The organism is Pelagovum sp. HNIBRBA483 (genome assembly GCF_040931995.1).
Classification (GTDB): Bacteria; Pseudomonadota; Alphaproteobacteria; order Rhodobacterales; family Rhodobacteraceae; genus JAEPMR01.
The window spans coordinates 1123285-1137149 of the sequence record NZ_CP162412.1 but is presented as its reverse complement, the minus strand read 5'-3'; the positions used below and the strand labels follow the sequence as shown (position 1 = coordinate 1137149).

Annotated in this window: 14 protein-coding genes; 6 read left to right on the top strand and 8 right to left on the bottom strand. The window is 61.0% G+C overall.

Translation table 11 applies throughout. The features are described 5' to 3' along the window. Positions 1–42: 42 nt before the first annotated feature. The gene (locus tag AB1E42_RS05620; protein WP_368346013.1) at positions 43–1896 is read left to right on the top strand and encodes a glycosyltransferase; all 1854 of its coding nucleotides are present in this window, start codon (positions 43–45) and stop codon (positions 1894–1896) included. On the opposite strand, the gene AB1E42_RS05615 is transcribed toward AB1E42_RS05620, so the two are convergent. Continuing rightward, the gene (locus AB1E42_RS05615; RefSeq protein ID WP_368346012.1) at positions 1853–2512 is read right to left on the bottom strand and encodes a GntR family transcriptional regulator; all 660 of its coding nucleotides are present in this window, start codon (positions 2510–2512) and stop codon (positions 1853–1855) included. The two genes, AB1E42_RS05620 and AB1E42_RS05615, sit on opposite strands and share 44 nt — an antisense overlap. Positions 2513–2611: 99 nt before the next feature. On the opposite strand from AB1E42_RS05615, the gene AB1E42_RS05610 reads away from it, so the two are divergent. Together AB1E42_RS05610 and AB1E42_RS05605 are read left to right on the top strand one after the other, a co-directional pair. After that, on the top strand, positions 2612–3256 hold the full coding sequence (locus tag AB1E42_RS05610) for a pyrimidine 5'-nucleotidase (RefSeq protein WP_368346011.1): 645 nt from the start codon (positions 2612–2614) through the stop codon (positions 3254–3256). Positions 3257–3297: 41 nt separating this feature from the next. After that, complete coding sequence (locus AB1E42_RS05605; RefSeq protein WP_368346010.1) at positions 3298–4500, top strand: UbiH/UbiF family hydroxylase; 1203 nt, start codon at positions 3298–3300, stop codon at positions 4498–4500. 6 nt (positions 4501–4506) lie between these two features. Here the strand turns inward: AB1E42_RS05605 and AB1E42_RS05600 are convergent, their stop codons facing one another. The 3 genes from AB1E42_RS05600 to AB1E42_RS05590 all read right to left on the bottom strand — a co-directional run bounded on the left by AB1E42_RS05600 (position 4507) and on the right by AB1E42_RS05590 (position 6604). After that, positions 4507–5628 (bottom strand): aminotransferase class V-fold PLP-dependent enzyme, encoded by a 1122-nt coding sequence (locus AB1E42_RS05600; RefSeq protein ID WP_368346009.1) that lies wholly within the window; start codon positions 5626–5628, stop codon positions 4507–4509. A gap of 68 nt (positions 5629–5696) precedes the next feature. Next, complete coding sequence (locus tag AB1E42_RS05595) at positions 5697–6152, bottom strand: Lrp/AsnC family transcriptional regulator (protein WP_368346008.1); 456 nt, start codon at positions 6150–6152, stop codon at positions 5697–5699. After that, entirely contained in the window at positions 6149–6604 is a 456-nt protein-coding gene (locus AB1E42_RS05590) for an Lrp/AsnC family transcriptional regulator (RefSeq protein WP_368346007.1), read from the bottom strand. The genes AB1E42_RS05595 and AB1E42_RS05590 overlap by 4 nt, the downstream gene beginning before the upstream one ends. A 135-nt stretch (positions 6605–6739) precedes the next feature. Here AB1E42_RS05590 and ilvC point away from each other — a divergent pair, with 135 nt between their 5' ends. Continuing rightward, positions 6740–7762 (top strand): ketol-acid reductoisomerase, encoded by a 1023-nt coding sequence (ilvC, locus tag AB1E42_RS05585; protein ID WP_368346006.1) that lies wholly within the window; start codon positions 6740–6742, stop codon positions 7760–7762. Between the two features lie 80 nt (positions 7763–7842). Here the strand turns inward: ilvC and AB1E42_RS05580 are convergent, their stop codons facing one another. Continuing rightward, a complete protein-coding gene (locus AB1E42_RS05580; RefSeq protein ID WP_368346005.1) occupies positions 7843–8409 on the bottom strand; it encodes a TetR family transcriptional regulator in 567 nt (188 codons plus the stop codon). Between the two features lie 96 nt (positions 8410–8505). On the opposite strand from AB1E42_RS05580, the gene AB1E42_RS05575 reads away from it, so the two are divergent. Next, positions 8506–9573 carry an NAD-dependent epimerase/dehydratase family protein gene (locus AB1E42_RS05575; protein WP_368346004.1) on the top strand — a complete coding sequence of 356 codons (1068 nt, stop codon included), beginning with the start codon at positions 8506–8508 and terminating at the stop codon, positions 9571–9573. Positions 9574–9634: 61 nt separating this feature from the next. Beyond that, entirely contained in the window at positions 9635–10543 is a 909-nt protein-coding gene (locus AB1E42_RS05570) for a DMT family transporter (RefSeq protein ID WP_368346003.1), read from the top strand. Here the strand turns inward: AB1E42_RS05570 and glmM are convergent, their stop codons facing one another. From glmM to AB1E42_RS05555, 3 genes are read right to left on the bottom strand one after another with little or no spacing between them, the layout of a single operon-like run. Next, positions 10544–11890: a phosphoglucosamine mutase gene (gene glmM, locus AB1E42_RS05565; protein WP_368346002.1), complete on the bottom strand. Its 1347-nt coding sequence runs from the start codon at positions 11888–11890 to the stop codon at positions 10544–10546. After that, entirely contained in the window at positions 11891–12898 is a 1008-nt protein-coding gene (gene folP, locus AB1E42_RS05560; RefSeq protein WP_368346001.1) for a dihydropteroate synthase, read from the bottom strand. Continuing rightward, entirely contained in the window at positions 12895–13812 is a 918-nt protein-coding gene (locus AB1E42_RS05555; RefSeq protein WP_368346000.1) for a dihydroneopterin aldolase, read from the bottom strand. The genes folP and AB1E42_RS05555 overlap by 4 nt, the downstream gene beginning before the upstream one ends. Positions 13813–13865: the final 53 nt, after the last annotated feature.

Sequence of the window (13865 nt, the reverse complement as noted above, 5' to 3'; positions counted from 1 at the left end):
GCAAGATTGCTCCACCCTGTCGCCACAGGGAAAGGGGCAATCATGGCGCTCTCGGCACTTAAAACCCAGAGTCGTGTTCCGTCCGTCGCACCAGCGCCTGTTGGTGATCCAACAGATGCGCTCATCCGATCGGCACGGCACTGGGATATCACACCGAATGAGGCGCTGCTGCACGCTCCCACAATCGCCCCGTCAGATATCGCCGCCCGTTTCGCCCATGACCTCGGGACGGTACCTCTCGGCAAGCTGTCACCGGCGCCTGATGCCGCATTGGCAGCACTTTTGCCGTTTTCCCGCGCACAGGCGCTCGGTGTCTGCCCGTGGCAACGGATCGGCGGTCAGGTCGTCATACTCGCAGCGGACCCGTCTCGCGTAGGAGCCGCCCTTCCAGCGCTCCAAGCCGCCTTCGGCGCAGTCCGCGTCGCGATGGTTGAAAGCCGCTCCCTCGACGCAGCCCAAGCAACGCTTTACCGCACGGCACATAAACACCACGCCGAATCCGCTACAGCCGCTGAATTTTCGTGCCGCAGCTTACGTCTCTCTGCCCTGCTCCCTCTCGCTGCGAGTTTCTTCTTCGCCGCCGCAGTCCTTGCCCCCATTCCACTCTTTGTCGTCCTATCAGCCCTCGCTGTCCTCAGCCTGATCCCACTGAGCATTCTCAAACTGCGCGCTTTACTGCTGCTCATCCGCCCGCAAAAACCAGCCGCTGGCGGGGCGGAAGTCCTCCCCGCCCGCCTGCCGGTGATCTCGCTCCTCGTGCCTCTGTACCGCGAGCGCCGGATCGCCGCGCATCTCATCCACCGGCTGCAGCAGCTCGATTATCCCCGCCCACTCACCGATATCTGTCTGCTGCTTGAGGAGGGTGATACAACCACCCAGCAGGCCCTCGCCGCCGCGAACCTGCCACGCTGGATGCGGGTGATTACCGTCCCACCTGGGCAAATCCAGACAAAGCCGCGCGCGCTCAATCACGGGCTCACATTCGCACGCGGCCAAATCATCGGCATCTACGATGCCGAGGATGCCCCCGCGCCCGCCCAACTCCAAAAGATCGCTCGCGCCTTTGCCGCCGCCCCGGCACAGGTCGCCTGCCTGCAAGGCGTGCTCGATTTCTATAACAGCGACCAGAACTGGCTCTCCCGCTGTTTCACGCTCGAATATGCGGTTTGGTTTCGCGCGGTTCTGCCGACGCTGTCAAAGATCGGCTGGGTGCTACCGCTTGGCGGCACGACACTCTTCTTCCGGCGCTCTGTACTCGAAGAAATTGGCGGCTGGGATGCCCATAACGTGACCGAGGATGCCGATCTTGGCCTGCGTCTGGCCCGTTTCGGCTACCAGACCGCGCTCGTCCCCACCGTCACATACGAAGAAGCAAACTGCCGCCCGTGGCCGTGGGTCCGGCAACGCAGCCGCTGGCTCAAAGGCTACGCCATGACCTACGCAACCCATATGCGCGCGCCTGTGGGGTTGTGGCGGTCACTCGGCACATGGCGCTTCATCGGCGTACAGGTGCTGTTCCTTGGCACGCTCTTTCAATTCACCCTCGCACCATTGCTCTGGTCATTCTGGCTTTTGGCGCTCGGGCTGCCGCATCCGCTCTCATCCCTCCTGCCAGATTCAGCGGTGATCGCGCTGGCTGCGGTGTTTATTCTGTCAGAGGTCATCTCCATCGCCTTAGCAATGGTTGCTGCAAGCCGCACCCGTCATGCGAGTCTCCCACTCTGGGCACTCACGCTACACCTCTATTTTCCGCTGGCAGCCTTGGCGATGTATAAAGGCTTATGGGAGATGATTGCCCGTCCGTTCTACTGGGACAAAACAAGCCACGGGCATAGCGCGGCCGGACCGGTGGCTACGCCCCGTCACGCCCCTCAACAGCCTCGGCATCCAGTTTGAGCCGCGTGACAAACGCCCGCGAGATATGCTCGCGCAGCGCCGCCGCAGCCGCATCGCCATCACCTGCCTCAATCGCGCTTACGATGGCCTCATGCTCAGCCAGCGCCACCTCACCCCGCCCCTCTGCCGCGAGAGACGTCGTGGCCAGTAACGCCATCGAGCGATGCACAAGATCGAGCTGCTGCACCAGAAATCGGTTATGGCTGGCCAGGTGGATCTGCTTATGGAACCGTTTATTGGCACGGCTCAGCGCCCCCGGATCGGCCACCAAAGCGCGATCGTTTTCCAACATATCGCGCAAAACATGCTTTTCTTCCGGTGTCGCATGGCTCGCCGCTAACCGCGCCGCCAACCCCTCCAATTCGCCGCGCACGACGTAAAGCTCGGCCATCTGCGTATGATCAAGCGATGACACGATCAGCGAGCGCCCGTCACGGGTCAGCAAAGATTGCGTCTCCAGCCGTTGCAATGCCTCTCGGATCGGCGTCCGCGACACGCCAAACCGGTCCGCCAGATCGCTCTCCACCAGCCGGTCGCCGGGCTTGTAAACATGCGTATCAATCGCTTCGAGTATCAGTTCATACGCATCGCGTTGCGGGCTTTTAGGGGCTGTCATCACTCTCTCCGGCACTGTCCCGCGACCTTAGCCCCCTCACAGCGGCAGCATCAAGCCAAACCACTTGCGCCGCGCCAATTTGCCTCCTACCCATAGGCCATGGTTGCTGCACATTTCACACATGTCCGCGCGTGGGTCTTTGACCTCGATAATACCCTCTACCCACCCGAAGCCCGCCTCTTCGACCAGATCGAAGTCAAAATGACCACGTTCGTGCAATCCGCCCTCGGCGTATCGCGGACGGAGGCGGATTTTCTCCGCGCCGATTACTGGCAGCGGTACGGCACCACCCTCGCCGGCCTGATGAACGAACATAACGTCGATCCCGGACCCTATCTGCACGAGGTGCACGAGATCGACATGAGCCACCTGACCCCCGATCCCGCGCTCGCCGCCGCAATCACCCGCCTGCCCGGGCGACGGATCGTCTACACCAACGGCACCGAACCCTATGCAAGGCGGGTTCTGGCCGCGCGCGGGCTCTCCGATGTCTTTGATGCCGTTTACGGCGTCGAACATGCGCAGTTCCGCCCCAAACCGGAGCAGGCAGCCTTCGAGGCGATCTTCGCGCTCGATGGCCTCGCCGCCGAACAAGGCGCCATGTTCGAGGATGACATCCGCAACCTCGCAGCGCCCCATGCAATGGGAATGCGCACGGTCCATGTAGGGCCGGAACCTTTGCCCGCCGATCACATCCATCACCATACCGATGATCTCGCGGCTTTTCTGTCGCAGCTGGTCTGAGCCCCCTTCCCGTCTCACCCCACGCGGATTATGACTGATACATGAGCATTTCGACGACAGATATCGTGATCTCCGGCGGCGGCGTTGCCGGTCTATCGGCGGCGGCGGCATTCGGCAGCGCGGGCTTTGATGTGGTGATCGTCGATCCGGCCCCGCCGGTGACCGACGCGCAGGCCGAAGGTGCCGATCTGCGCACCACCGCCTTCCTCCAGCCAGCGCGCGCCTTTCTTGATGCGGCGGGACTTTGGTCCCGCCTCGCGCCACATGCCAGCGCGCTGCAAGTCATGCGCATCGTCGACGCCGGCGGCGCCGAGGCCGCGCCCCGCGTCACCCGCGACTTTAACGCCGAGGATATCTCCTCTGCCCCCTTCGGTTGGAACTTCCCAAACTGGCTCCTACGCCGCGAAATGGTCGCCCGCCTTTCGGAGCTTCCCAATGTCCGTTTCCTTTCCGGCACTGGTTTTTCCGGCATCCTGACCCGCGAGCGCGAGGCCCGTGTCACCCTCAGCGATGGGCAGCACATCGCGGCGCGCCTCGTCATCGGAGCGGATGGTCGCAATAGCCCGTTGCGACAGGCTGTCGGCATCGCCGCCAAAACCACCCGCTACGGTCAGAAGGCCGTGACCTTCGCCGTCACCCACGACGCGCCGCATGAGAATGTCTCAACCGAGGTCCACCGTACCGGCGGCCCCTTCACCCTCGTGCCCTTGCCTGATCACGAGGGGAAACCCTGCTCCGCTGTGGTCTGGATGACTCACGGCCCCGACGCCCAGCGCCTCGCAAACTTGTCTGAAGCCGCGTTTGAAGACGAAGCGACAGAACGCTCCGCTGGGGTCTATGGCCCGCTCAAACTGGCATCAAAGCGTCTCGTCTGGCCGATCATCAGCCAATTGGCTGACAAAATGATCGCCGAGCGCGTAGCACTTGTCGCCGAGGCCGCCCATGTGGTGCCGCCCATCGGCGCACAGGGGTTGAACATGTCGCTCGCTGATCTCTCTTGCCTGCTCGACCTCGCAAAAGCCCGCCCGCAAGACTTGGGCGACCGCAAGATGCTGGAAGCCTACAACCGTCGCCGCCACCCCGAAGTGATGCTCCGCGTGCGCGGTGTGGATGCACTCAATCGCGCGTCGATCGCTGGCAGCCCACTGCTGCGCGATCTCCGCGCCAAAGGGATCGAGGCGCTCTACAAGCTCACGCCTTTGCGGCGCGGCCTGATGCGCCTCGGCCTTGGCGCGCGCTCCTAGATCTGCTTACAGCACCTTGTCACAGATAAGCCCGAGCCGTTCGACCGTGCCATCCACGTCATAGAGCTTATCCAGCCCGAAAAGCCCGAGCCGGAATGTGCGGAAATCATCCGGCTCATCACATTGCAGCGGCACACCAGCGGCAATCTGCATTCCTTCGGCCATGAACTTCTTTCCGTTCTGGATCTCCGGATCGTCCGTATAGCTCACAACAACCCCCGGCGCGCCAAAGCCCTCTGCCGCAACCGAGCGAATGCCCTTTGCCGCCAACATCTCCCTGACGCGATTGCCCAACTCCCACTGGGCTTCTTTCAGCCGGTCAAACCCGTAGCGCTGCGTTTCCTTCATCGTTTCACGGAAAGCACGCAGAGAATCCGTCGGCATCGTCGCATGATAGGCATGGCCGCCGTTTTCATAGGCTTTCATGATGTCAGCCCATTTCTTCAGGTCGATGGCAAAACTGTTGGAGCTTGTCTCCCCAAGCTGTTCCCATGCACGCTCCGACATCATCACCAACCCCGCCGATGGCGTTGAGGACCAGCCCTTCTGCGGCGCTGAGATCAGCACATCAACGCCTGTCGCTTTCATGTCGATCCATGCGCAACCCGAGGCGATACAATCCAGCACCATCAACGCGCCAACCTCATGCGCGGCAGCGGCAAGGGACGCGACATAATCATCCGGCAGGATAATCCCCGCACTCGTCTCAACATGGGGCGCGAATACCACATCAGGCCGCGCATCGTGGATCGCTGCGACCACCTCTTCGATCGGCACCGGCGCAAAGGGCGCGCGGCTGTCATTGCCCGTTTGGCGCGCCTTCATCACCGTGGTCGTCTTGGCAAAGTCACCAGCGTCAAAGATCTGCGTCCAACGGAACGAGAACCATCCATTCCGCACGATCAGCGCATGTGCATCTTTGCCAAACTGACGGGCCACTGCCTCCATCCCATAGGTGCCACCGCCCGGCACAATCACCACATGGTCGGCCTGATAGACCTCTTTCAACATGCCGGAGATATCCCGCATCACGGTCTGAAAAGCCACACTCATGTGATTGAGCGAGCGATCGGTAAACACCACCGAAAATTCCATCAGCCCATCGGGATCGACCTGCGACATCATCATTCTCCTATAATGTTGGCACACCTAACCGCGCCCAATGCTCCAACGCAATTACAAAGCGCGGCTAAGTCTCAAATCGGGCCGGGACGGCGTTCTTCACTCAGCAGAACGTTAGCCTCCACATTGCCAACCCCGGGCAATGTCATGATCCGCCGCCGCAACACGCGCTCAAAATCCGCAAGATCACGCGCCACCACGCGCAGGCGATAATCGTAAAGCCCCAGCACATGCTCCACCGTTTGCACCTCACGGATCGCACTTACCGCCCGCTCGAAATCCTCAAGGCTCACACGTCCTTTTGTTGCGAGTTTGACACCAAGGAACACCGTCACCCCGAACCCCAAGCGTTCCTGATCCAGAACCAACCGCTGCCGCGAGAGCACCCCGCTCTCCTGAAGCCGCCGCAGCCTGCGCCACGTTGCCGGTTGCGACAGTCCAAATTTCCGCCCCAACGCACTGGCCGATTGCGTCGCGTCTTCGGCCAAGGCGCGAAGCAGTTTCCGGTCGGTCGCGTCGATTTCGGTCATAGCGGAAGGTCCATATCCATCTTCACCGTCGAAACCGTCATCAGCGCCTCGATATCCGCGATATGTGGCAAGGTGAGGATCCGCTGGCGATAGATGCTTTGGTAGTGTGGCAGGTCTTTCGCCACCAGATGCAGCCGCACATCGACCTGCCCAAGAAACGTCTGCAATTCTATAACCTCCGGTACTTCGCGCGCAGCAGAGAGGAAATCGTCAAAAGCGCGCGGTGCGGTCTTGTCCAATGTCACCCGCAGCGACACCCGCACCGCAAACCCCAAGGCTTGCCAATCGATCACCGCTTCCTGCCCCTTGATGATCTGTTCTTCGCGCAACCGCTCCAAGCGCCGGCTCGCCCGCCCCACGGACACGCCGCACAGCTCGGCCAACTCCGGCACCGAAAGCGCCGGATCAGACTGCATTTGGCGCAATAAACGGCGATCCAGATCATCAAGCATAAAAATATCAATAAATGTAAATTATACGAATAACAATATCGCTTTGAGGGGCAAAAACCTCCACTTCTCTCTCGCACTTCACCTGATCGCACCGTATGGTCCGCGCATCGAAATTCATGGAGAAGGAGCGCCAAAATGCGCGTCTACTACGATCGCGATTGCGATGTGAACCTCATCAAAGACAAAAAAGTCGCCATCCTCGGCTACGGCTCCCAAGGCCACGCCCACGCGCTGAACCTGCGCGACAGCGGTGCGAAGAACCTCGTCGTCGCCCTGCGCGAAGGTTCCCCCTCGGCCGCCAAAGCCGAAGCCGAAGGCCTCACCGTCATGGGCATCGCCGAAGCTGCCGCTTGGTGTGACGTCATCATGTTCACCATGCCCGACGAACTTCAGGCAGAGACCTACAAGAAATACGTCCACGACAACATCCGCCCGGGCGCAGCGATTGCCTTCGCACACGGCCTGAACGTGCATTTCGGCCTGATCGAGCCGAAAGCCGGTGTTGACGTCATCATGATGGCCCCGAAAGGCCCCGGCCACACCGTGCGTGGCGAGTACACCAAAGGCGGCGGCGTTCCCTGCCTCGTGGCCGTCCACAGCGACGAATCCGGCAAGGCGCTGGAAACCGCTCTTTCTTACTGCTCCGCCATCGGCGGTGGTCGTTCGGGCATCATCGAGACCAACTTCCGCGAAGAGTGCGAAACCGACCTCTTCGGCGAACAGGCTGTTCTCTGCGGTGGCCTCGTCGAGCTGATCCGCTGCGGCTTCGAGACTCTGGTCGAAGCAGGCTACGCACCTGAAATGGCCTATTTCGAGTGTCTGCACGAAGTGAAGCTGATCGTTGACCTGATCTACGAAGGCGGCATCGCCAACATGGATTACTCGATCTCCAACACTGCCGAGTACGGCCAATACGTCACCGGCCCGCGCATCTTCAAGTACGACGAAACCAAAGCCCGCATGAAAGCCGTCCTTGACGACATCCAGCAGGGCAAATTCGTGCGCGACTTCATGCTCGAAAACGCTGTCGGCCAGCCGACGATCAAAGCCGCTCGCCGCCACAACGACGAGCACATGATCGAAGAAACCGGCGCCAAGCTGCGCGCCATGATGCCGTGGATTTCCGCAGGCAAAATGGTCGACAAGTCCAAGAACTAAGTCAGGTCACTTCTGACAAACGAACAGCCCGCCTTCTGGCGGGCTGTTTTTTTATTCACTCCAAAGGGCGCCGCATAGGATCAGCCATTCACCAGCTTCTGAATATCCTCTGCCAACCGTTCCTTCAGCGCGGCTCTCTCGCTGTCATGTTCCGGCACAACGCCCAGCACCCTTACCATCAGGTCGACACCGCTCAGCACCATCACGATCATCACCGCGCGGGTTTTGGCATCTGCCCCGTCCAGCTTTTCGGCAATGGCATTCACAAACCGTTCGCGCAGCCTGTCCCGCACCTTCGCCCGCACCGCTTCATTGCCACTGGAACGGATCACCGCAAGGATCGGATCAGCGGTCTTTTCCGGCAAGGCATCAAAATAATAGCCCGCGATGCGCGTTCCAAAAGTCGCCATGTCGTGTGAAAGCAACCTGTTGATCGACAGCATTGGCAGAATTGAGGCCTCGAAAAGCCCCTCTTTCGAGCCGAAATAACGGCTGATCAACGCGACATTCACCCCCGCACGATCCGCAATCTCACGCGTGCTGGCGCCATCGTAGCCGCGCTGGGAAAACAGTTCCGCCGCCGCCGCCACAATCGCCGCAGCGGTCGCCTCGGAATCGCGTCTTCGCGTTTTTTCTTGGGCCATCATGTCACCTCCTGCCACATCCATTTCTGTAAACAGTTGTTGACAAACCGTCAAACACCCATCATGTAAACATTTGATTACAAAAATTGAGGAGCTTCCATGTCTGATTTCACAGTTGATACCAGCCGTCCCGTTCTCGTCACCGGCGCCACAGGCTATCTCGCCGGCTGGATCGTCAAACAGCTCCTAGAGGCAGGCGTCACCGTCCATGCAACGGTGCGCGACCCGTCTAACCACGCGAAAGTCGGTCACCTGATCGAGATGGGTACCAAATTACCCGGCGAGCTAACCCTGTTCAAAGCCGACCTCCTCGAGCCAAACAGCTTCGATGCCGCGATGGCCGGCTGCGGTATCGTCTTTCACACCGCTTCGCCCTATATCCTCAGCGTCGCCGACCCACAGCGCGATCTCGTCGATCCGGCCCTCAAGGGTACCCGCAATGTCCTTGAAAGCGTCAACAGGACAGACACCGTCACCCGCGTGGTGCTCACCTCCTCCTGCGCCGCCATCTACGGCGATACCGGCGATTGCGCTGATGCCCCGGGCGGCATCCTGACAGAAGAGATCTGGAACACCACTTCCTCCATTGACCATATCCCCTACAGCTATTCCAAAACAGTCGCCGAACGCGCCGCATGGGAGATGGCCAACGCACAAGATCGCTGGCGCCTCGTGGTGATGAACCCAGCCGGCATCTATGGCCCGTCCGTCGGCGGCCCGATCCCGACGAGCGAATCCTTCAACCTCGTCCGTCAAATCGCAGGCGGTGATTTCAAATCCGGCGCACCGCATCTCGAAACGGGCAAGGTTGATGTCCGCGATGTCGCCGAAGCGCACCTCCGCGGCGCCTACCTCCCCGATGCCGAAGGGCGCCATATCCTCGCCGAGAAAGCCGGAACGATCATCGACATGGGCGCCGCCATCAGCGCCGCCTACCCTGATGCCCACGTGCCGCGCAGAACCATGCCAAAATGGCTGGTCTGGCTTATTGGTCCTATGGTCAACAAAGCTCTCACACGCAAAACCGTCAGCCGCACCATCGGCCATTCATGGCGCGCCGATAACAGCAAGGCTCAAAAGTCACTTGGCCTGACATTCTCCGACTCAGATAAGGGCCTTGTCGAAATGTATGAACAAATGCGCGACGCTGGCGTCTTCACCAAATAAACACGGCACGCACCACACAAGGGTAATGGACAGCCGTTGATTGCCGTGCTCAAACACCGGCATGACGACGGCACCTACACCCTTCAACTGGTTCTCGATTCTCACGCTAGGCCTCATTTGGGGCGGAACTTTCATGGTCGTGTCCATCGCACTGGAGGGCTACGGGCCAATTACCGTCGCCTGCGCCCGTACCACGCTGGGTGCCATTGCCCTTCTGACGGCACGCGCCGCAATGCGCCGCCCCATGCCCAACTTGGGCGATGCACGGCTCTGGCGCTACATCGCCGTCATCGGCGCACTGAGCACCGCCTTCCCCTTCATGCTGCTGAGTTGGGGGCAACAATATGTTCCCTCGGCTTTTGCTGGGATTTCAATGTCCGCCGTGCCACTGATGATCCTGCCGCTCGCACACTTCTTCACCGATGAGCGGCTCTCCATCCGCAAGTTCCTCGGGGTCTGCTTTGGCTTTGTCGGCGCGCTTGTACTGATCGGCCCTGGGGTGATGCAGTTGGGCCAAGGCGCCGAGCCACTGGCCCAGATCGCCTGCCTCGGTGCGGCGCTCTGCTATGCGCTTTCCTCGATCCTGACGCGGCGCTGCCCACCCGTCGATCCGGTTTCGCTTTCCGCGCTATCCCTGACGATGGGCGCAATCATTCTCGTCCCTTCGATGCTGGTATTTGAAGGCGTCCCCCAATGGGTCGATACGCGCAGCAGCCTCGCAATCCTGTTCCTCGGCTTCCTGCCTACCGCGTTGGCAACACTTCTGCGCGTGCAGGTCATCCGCAGCGCAGGCTCCGTCTTTATGACCCTCGTGAATTATCAGGTACCGCTCTGGTCGATGGTGTTTGGCGCGATGGTCCTCTCCGAAGACCTGCCCTTGCGCTTCTACGCAGCACTTGCGCTGATCCTCAGCGGTCTGGCCGTCAGCCAGCTTGCAGGGATCACGCGCTGGTTCCTGCCACGCGCCTGATCAGCTCGCGGCGGCTTCCACCTCGGCCACGATCCCCTCAACGACCTGAACAAGCAGCGCCTCGTCTTCGCATTCGGCCATCACCCGCACCAGCGGTTCGGTGCCCGACTTGCGGATCAACAAACGGCCCTTGCCGCTCAACAATCCTTCGGCATCGGCAATGACTTTCCGAACCGTATCTGCGGTCATCGGATCGCTGCCCGCCCCGTAACGGACGTTCTTCAGCATCTGCGGCACAGTCTCGAACTGCTGTCGCAACGCGCTCGCCGGTTGGCCCGTCTCAACCATCGCGGCGAGGAATTGCAATCCGGCGAGCAGCCCGTCTCCGGTGGTTGCATAATCGGTCATCACGATATGACCGGACTGCTCCCCCCCGAGGTTATAGCCACCCGCCCGCATCGCCTCGACCACATAGCGGTCGCCCACCTGCGTCCGTTGCAGGCCGATACCACGCGCCGCGAGATGCCGCTCCAGCCCGAGGTTAGACATCACCGTCGCCACCAATGCACCACCCGAGAGTCGGTCGGCGTCTGCCCAGCGCGTCGCCATCAGCGCCATCAGTTGGTCGCCGTCGGCCACCTGCCCTTTTTCGTCAATGATCATGATCCTGTCCGCATCCCCATCGAGACACAGCCCCACATCCGCGCCATGCGCGCACACGGCTTCCGCCGCCAGTTGCGGCGCGGTCGACCCGCAGCCGTCATTGATATTATAGCCATTGGGCGCCACACCGACGGGGATCACCTCCGCACCCAGCTCCCACAACAATTCCGGCGCCGCGCGATAAGCCGCACCGTTGGCACAATCGACAACGATCTTCAGCCCCTTCAAAGTCTGCCCAGAGGGGAAGGTAGATTTCAGCCGTTCGTTATACCTGAATCGCCCATCGTCGATCCGCTGCGCACGACCAATGTTCTCGGCCTTCGCAGGCTCGATCTCGCTCGCCAAAAGCGCTTCGATCTCAGTCTCCGCCGCGTCCGACAGTTTGAACCCATCAGGACCAAAGAACTTGATCCCGTTATCGTGGTGCGGGTTATGGCTGGCCGAAATCATGATCCCCACATCAGCCCGCATCGAAGTGGTCAACAGCCCTACGGCGGGGGTCGGCACCGGCCCCAACAGCAACACATTCATCCCGGTGGAGGTCAGTCCAGCGGTCAGGGCATTTTCAAACATGTAGCCCGAAAGCCGCGTGTCCTTGCCGATCACGACCCGATGCCCGTTGCTGCCATCATTTCGGAAAAACCGCCCCGCGGCAGCGCCCAGTTTCAGCGCCATTTCGGCAGTCATCGGATGCGCATTCGCCCGTCCACGCACCCCATCCGTCCCGAAAAACTTCCGCGCCATTCAAACGACCCCACTCAATGCCAGCTGCAAGCTCATTGCCTGCCGCGTCTCCAAAACATCATGCACACGCAAAATCTGCACACCTTGCGTCACACCCCACAGCGCCACAGCCACCGAGCCCGGCATCCGCGCCGCCATCTCCGGCGCATCCGAAATTTCCGCGATGAACCGTTTCCGCGACGCGCCAAGAAGGATCGGCGCTCCCAGCGAATGAAACAGCGACAAGCCGCGAAGCAAAGTCACGTTATGTTGCAATGTCTTTCCAAAACCGATGCCGGGATCGACAACGACTTTGGTTCGCGGAATGCCGGCGGCCTCCGCTGCCTTCAGCCGCGCCTCCAAAAAGTCATAAACATCCAGCAAAACGTCATCATAACGCGGGTTGTCCTGCATCGTGTCGGGCCGCCCCTGGGCATGCATCAGGCAAACGGGCAGTCCTGCATCCGCCGTCACGGCAGCTAATGCTGGGTCAAAGGTGAACGCCGCCACATCGTTAACCAGCGTCGCACCTGCCGCGATTGCCGCCTGCGCCACATCCGCCTTTCGGGTGTCGATCGAGATCGGGATGTCCGATCCTGCCCTGATCGCCGCAATCACCGGCGCGGTGCGGCGGATCTCTTCCGTGATCTCTACCTCTTTCGCACCCGGTCGGGTGCTTTCCCCCCCAATGTCGATGATCGCCGCGCCTGCCGCTTCCATCGCCTGGGCCTGCGCCAGTGCCGCATCGGCACCCAAGAACAAGCCCCCATCCGAGAAACTGTCCGGTGTGACGTTGAGAATGCCCATCAACTGCGGCCTGTCCATTGCCATTCCGGCAATCGGCGCACGCGGGTCCGTCAGGCGCGAAAGCACGCTTTCAGGCAAATCCTTGACCGGCACGATCCAAGGGTCGCGCCCCCGCTCCAGCCGCTCCGCATGGGTAAACCAGCACCATCCGTTACCCAATGTCAGCGCCTCAATCGGGCGGTGCAAATCTGTCTGCAAAAGCGGGCGGTAGTAAACACTCACAGCACAACCTCCTCGGTCACAGCCATCGCGCGGACAGGCACTTCGCAGGCGGGCGCGTCCGCCCCGATCACCAGCAGCTCAGCTGCCGTCATCTCGCCCGCAAACCATGCGACCAGCGCCAGCGCGTCGCGCGGGCTCGCCGATGGGCCGTCCACCGCGTCAAGCACGATCTTCGACGGCGCCCAGACACTCACCTGCCCATTCTTCATCGCCCAGTCCAGTTCGGTACGGGTGCCAACCACCATACAACGCTTGTCCCGCGCGGCCAAAATCCAGGCGTTCTGCTCAATCGCAAGAAGGTCGATCCGCCGCTGCGCTAGTGCATTACCAGCTTGCGGCGCAGCCACATCTGCCGCGCCCACGCAAATCACCAGCGGCACATCGTCTGACACCAAGGTGTCGATCCATCCCTTTAACTGCGGGGCAGTAATCGCCGCATTGGAGAGATAGACCATACGCGGGTGCGGCGGCTCCTCGTGCACCTGCCCTGCGCTGGCTTCCTCTCCCTTGGCCCGCACGATCTCAACGCCGAGCGAAAACGGCCCACGATCAAGCTTCTCAATCCGCACAAAAACCCGCAGCGCCTGCGGCTCGTGCAAGATGCGCTCCGCAACACGCGCCGCCAGTGTTTCCAGAAGGTTCAGCCGCTCAGCCTGTAATTCGTAATTGATCGCCTCGGTGACACGATCATAAGAGAGGATTTGATCCACATCGTCATCAATCGGCCCCAAGGGGGCAACCTCGACGACCACATTGAACCGCACCCGCTGCAAATGCCCACGTTCAAGCTGGAACGCCCCGATCTCGACCTCGACAACATAGTCCCGCAGGCTGATCCTGTCACAGGGCTGGGTGGCACTGGCTTCAGCCCTTTCGCTCGGATGCGCAAAAGCCATGCGGATTTCGTCAGACATGAAGCAGCCCCTCCCGTAGTGGTATCGGCGGCATACTAGCCCACGACTGGATG

Coding starts and splice junctions, on each gene's coding strand:
- AB1E42_RS05620 (WP_368346013.1), top strand. CDS start 43: ATGGCGCTCTCGGCACTTAAAACCCAGAGTCGTGTTCCGTCCGTCGCA.
- AB1E42_RS05615 (WP_368346012.1), bottom strand. CDS start 2,512: ATGACAGCCCCTAAAAGCCCGCAACGCGATGCGTATGAACTGATACTC.
- AB1E42_RS05610 (WP_368346011.1), top strand. CDS start 2,612: ATGGTTGCTGCACATTTCACACATGTCCGCGCGTGGGTCTTTGACCTC.
- AB1E42_RS05605 (WP_368346010.1), top strand. CDS start 3,298: ATGAGCATTTCGACGACAGATATCGTGATCTCCGGCGGCGGCGTTGCC.
- AB1E42_RS05600 (WP_368346009.1), bottom strand. CDS start 5,628: ATGATGATGTCGCAGGTCGATCCCGATGGGCTGATGGAATTTTCGGTG.
- AB1E42_RS05595 (WP_368346008.1), bottom strand. CDS start 6,152: ATGACCGAAATCGACGCGACCGACCGGAAACTGCTTCGCGCCTTGGCC.
- AB1E42_RS05590 (WP_368346007.1), bottom strand. CDS start 6,604: ATGCTTGATGATCTGGATCGCCGTTTATTGCGCCAAATGCAGTCTGAT.
- ilvC (WP_368346006.1), top strand. CDS start 6,740: ATGCGCGTCTACTACGATCGCGATTGCGATGTGAACCTCATCAAAGAC.
- AB1E42_RS05580 (WP_368346005.1), bottom strand. CDS start 8,409: ATGATGGCCCAAGAAAAAACGCGAAGACGCGATTCCGAGGCGACCGCT.
- AB1E42_RS05575 (WP_368346004.1), top strand. CDS start 8,506: ATGTCTGATTTCACAGTTGATACCAGCCGTCCCGTTCTCGTCACCGGC.
- AB1E42_RS05570 (WP_368346003.1), top strand. CDS start 9,635: ATGACGACGGCACCTACACCCTTCAACTGGTTCTCGATTCTCACGCTA.
- glmM (WP_368346002.1), bottom strand. CDS start 11,890: ATGGCGCGGAAGTTTTTCGGGACGGATGGGGTGCGTGGACGGGCGAAT.
- AB1E42_RS05555 (WP_368346000.1), bottom strand. CDS start 13,812: ATGTCTGACGAAATCCGCATGGCTTTTGCGCATCCGAGCGAAAGGGCT.